This is a genomic window from Halogeometricum sp. CBA1124 (assembly GCF_009741955.1).
GTDB classification, from domain to species: Archaea; Halobacteriota; Halobacteria; order Halobacteriales; family Haloferacaceae; genus Halogeometricum; species Halogeometricum rufum.
This window is the reverse complement of record NZ_WPCD01000289.1, coordinates 1-3,139: the sequence shown is the minus strand read 5'-3', so window position 1 is coordinate 3,139 and position 3,139 is coordinate 1. Positions and strand designations below refer to the sequence as shown.

General features: G+C 67.3%; 3 protein-coding genes and 1 pseudogene. 3 read left to right on the top strand and 1 reads right to left on the bottom strand.

Annotated elements, in window-relative coordinates; genetic code table 11:
- Window positions 1-142 precede the first annotated feature (142 nt).
- Window positions 143-952 carry a 3-methyl-2-oxobutanoate hydroxymethyltransferase gene (gene panB / locus GJ632_RS20510; RefSeq protein WP_191453890.1) on the top strand — a complete coding sequence of 270 codons (810 nt, stop codon included), beginning with the start codon at window positions 143-145 and terminating at the stop codon, window positions 950-952.
- A 34-nt stretch (window positions 953-986) separates the two neighbouring features.
- Here the strand turns inward: panB and GJ632_RS20505 are convergent, their stop codons facing one another.
- Window positions 987-1,766 carry an alpha/beta fold hydrolase gene (locus GJ632_RS20505; protein ID WP_191453889.1) on the bottom strand — a complete coding sequence of 260 codons (780 nt, stop codon included), beginning with the start codon at window positions 1,764-1,766 and terminating at the stop codon, window positions 987-989.
- Between the two features lie 187 nt (window positions 1,767-1,953).
- Here GJ632_RS20505 and GJ632_RS20500 point away from each other — a divergent pair, with 187 nt between their 5' ends.
- Together GJ632_RS20500 and GJ632_RS20495 are read left to right on the top strand one after the other, a co-directional pair.
- Window positions 1,954-2,202 carry an Hsp20/alpha crystallin family protein gene (locus GJ632_RS20500; protein ID WP_089807653.1) on the top strand — a complete coding sequence of 83 codons (249 nt, stop codon included), beginning with the start codon at window positions 1,954-1,956 and terminating at the stop codon, window positions 2,200-2,202.
- Window positions 2,199-3,139 (top strand): annotated as a pseudogene (locus GJ632_RS20495) (AAA family ATPase); the annotation flags it as partial. The gene GJ632_RS20500 and the pseudogene GJ632_RS20495, both read left to right, overlap by 4 nt.

The following is a 3,139-nucleotide window of genomic DNA, read 5'->3' as shown; positions in this document are numbered from 1 at the left end:
GGGGTTCGACGTGCGGGAGTTCGACGCACGGGGGTTCGACGTGCGGACGGGTGACCGAGGACTGGCACGACGGGAGAACGACTGCGCCGCGTGGACGGCCGACAACGAGCGATTTAACGCGGTGGGGAGGGCAGCGATTGGTATGACCACGGTACGCGACGTGCGCGAGAAGGCGGGGACGACGCCGATTACGATGCTGACCGCTTACGACGCCACGACCGCGGCGGTGGCCGACGAGGCGGGCATCGACGTACTCCTCGTCGGCGACAGCATGGGCAACACCGACCTCGGATACGACACGACGCTCCCGGTCACGGTGGACGACGTGGCGTCGCGCACGGCCGCCGTCGCGCGCGGCGCAGACGAGGCCCTCGTCGTCGCCGACATGCCGTTCCTCTCCGTCGGCGTGGACGAGGCCGAGAGCATCGAGAACTGCGGCCGCATGCTGAAGGAGGCGGACGCGGACGCCGTCAAGTTGGAGTCGGGCGACCACACGGTCGAACTCACCGAACGCCTCGTCCAACTCGGGATTCCCGTGATGGCTCACCTCGGCCTCACCCCCCAGCGGATGAAGGAGACGGGCTACGCCCGGCAGGGGACGACGCGCGACGAGGGCCACCGCATCCTCGACCTGGCGAGAAAGCACGAGGACGCCGGCGCGTTCTGTCTCGTCCTCGAACACGTCCCCGCGAACCTCGCGGCGCAGGTCACGGACGCCGTCTCCGTCCCGACCATCGGCATCGGGGCGGGGCCGGACTGCGACGGGCAGGTGCTGGTGGTGGACGACGTGCTCGGTCTCTCCCCGTCCGCGCCGCCGTTCGCCAAGCAGTACGGCGACCTTCGCGAACAGATGCGGGGCGCGATGGCGGCCTACCGCGAGGAGGTCGAGTCCGGCGCGTTCCCCGCCGAGGAACACAGCCACGTCGCCGACGAACTGGACGACCTGTACTGAGTCCGGCCGGCTGTTCTCGACGCGGCCCCGTCGGCTACTCGACGACCCGGCGGTCCACGAAGTCCCGAATCGCGCCGTTGAACGCCTCGGGTCGCTCCAGCATCGCGAGGTGGGCGGCGTCCTCCACCTCTCCGAGTTCGCAGTCGGGTATCTCCTCGCAGAGGTACTCGTGGTACGACCGGGGCGTGAGTCGGTCGTGTTCGCCGACGAGGGCGAGCGTCGGGACGGTTATCTCGTCGAGTTCGCCGCGAACGTCGAACGCGTGGCAGGTGCGGAAGTCGCGTTCGGTCACCGCGCGTCCCACGTCGTACATCGCCTCCGCGGAGAACGTCGCGAAGTCGCCCTCTGGGTCGTGAAACAGGCGGTCCGGCTGGTGGAGAAACTCCACGGCCCGCGGGAAGTCGTCGGCCAGCCACGCCAAGAGGTCGTCGAGGACGGCCAGTTTCGCGCCCGTGCCCGCGAGGACGAGTCCCGACACGTCGAGTTCGCGTTCGAGGACGGCCGTGAGCGTTACGGCACCGCCGAGCGAATTTCCGACCAACACGGACGCGTCCACCGCCTCGGCGACGGCGACGACGTCGTCCACGTAGGCCGAACGCGCCTCGTACCCCGGTTCGGCGTCGACGTCGTCGCTCTCGCCGTGCCCGCTCAAGTCGAGCGTGGCGACGGGAAACTCGTCGGCGAGGCGGAACTGCGACTTCCAGACTGTGTGGGACCCACCGCTCCCGTGGACGAACAGGAGCGTCGGTCCCGTCGCGCCGCGGTGGGAGACGCGATACGCCGTCTCGCGGCCGTGGTGTGTGACGGTGTCCATAGCTCACGTTCACGTCGTCCGGTGATAAATCCCACACGGCGGTGCGGACGGTGGCGGGGATGCGTCGGTCGCCGCCGTTCGGTGTGAACCGCAATTCAACCGATATAGTCTAGACGCTCCCCCGTACAGCGGTCAACCAGCGATAGATTTAAATACCTAAGTGAATTACCTGTGGTTAGGAAGCATCATGAGTACCCAACAGTTCGTCGGCGGTAACGAGCGATTCCTCCGCCGCTACGAGTACGAAGACAGCTGGGTCGTCGCCGCCGACCTCGATTCGTTCGGCGACGAGGTGGACGTGGACATCGTGGGCACGACCGCCATCGTCGTCACCGAGACGGGCGACAGAGTTACCGAAACGGAATTCGAACTTCCGGGTGAGGACGCATCGGTCACGACGAACAACGGCGTACTCACCATCACCGTCCAGAAATGAAGCTCATCGTCAAACCCCTGAAGCAGAAAGACGCCGGTCGAGGACTCGCAGCCATCGACCGCGACGCCGCCGAAGAACTCGGTCTCGAAGGCGGCGACTACATCCGCATCGAAGGCGACGGCGGCACCGCCATCGCCCGCGTGTGGCCCGGTTACCCCGAAGACCGCGGCACCGGCGTCATCCGTATCGACGGCCGACTCCGCCAGCAGGCGAACGTCGGCATCGACGACCGCGTGCAGGTCGAGCGCGCGGACGTGAAGCCGGCCAAGACCGTCTCCATCGCCCTGCCGCAGAACCTCCGCATCGGCGGCAACGTGGGCACCTACATCCGGGACAAGCTCTCCGGCCAGCCCGTCACCAAAGGGCAGAGCATCCAGCTCCCCCTCGGGTTCGGCTTCATGACCTCCTCGAACCAGTCGGTCCCCGTCAAGATAGCCTCCACGCAGCCGAGTGGAACGGTCGTCATCACCGACTCGACGGACGTCCAGATCAGCCAGAAGCCCGCCGAGGAGATTCAGGGCGGGGCCGAGGGCGACACCGGCGAAGGCCCCTCCGTGACGTACGAGGACATCGGCGGCCTCGACCGCGAGCTAGAGCAGGTCCGGGAGATGATCGAACTCCCGATGCGGCACCCGGAACTGTTCAAGCGCCTCGGCATCGAACCGCCGAAGGGCGTGCTCCTGCACGGCCCGCCGGGCACCGGGAAGACGCTCATCGCGAAGGCCGTCGCCAACGAGATAGACGCCGGCTTCCACACCATCTCCGGCCCGGAGATCATGTCGAAGTACTACGGGGAGTCCGAAGAGCAACTCCGCGAGATATTCGAGGAAGCCGAGGAGGACGCCCCCGGCCATCGGTCTTCCATCGACGAGATAGAGCTCCATCGACGCCCAAGCGCGGCGAGGCCGGCGGTGACGTGGAACGCCGCGTCGGCGCC

Bases quoted from the DNA above. Each gene is read 5' to 3' on its own strand.
- GJ632_RS20500 (WP_089807653.1), top strand. From the start codon at position 1,954: ATGAGTACCCAACAGTTCGTCGGCGGTAACGAGCGATTCCTCCGCCGC.
- GJ632_RS20505 (WP_191453889.1), bottom strand. From the start codon at position 1,766: ATGGACACCGTCACACACCACGGCCGCGAGACGGCGTATCGCGTCTCC.
- panB (WP_191453890.1), top strand. From the start codon at position 143: ATGACCACGGTACGCGACGTGCGCGAGAAGGCGGGGACGACGCCGATT.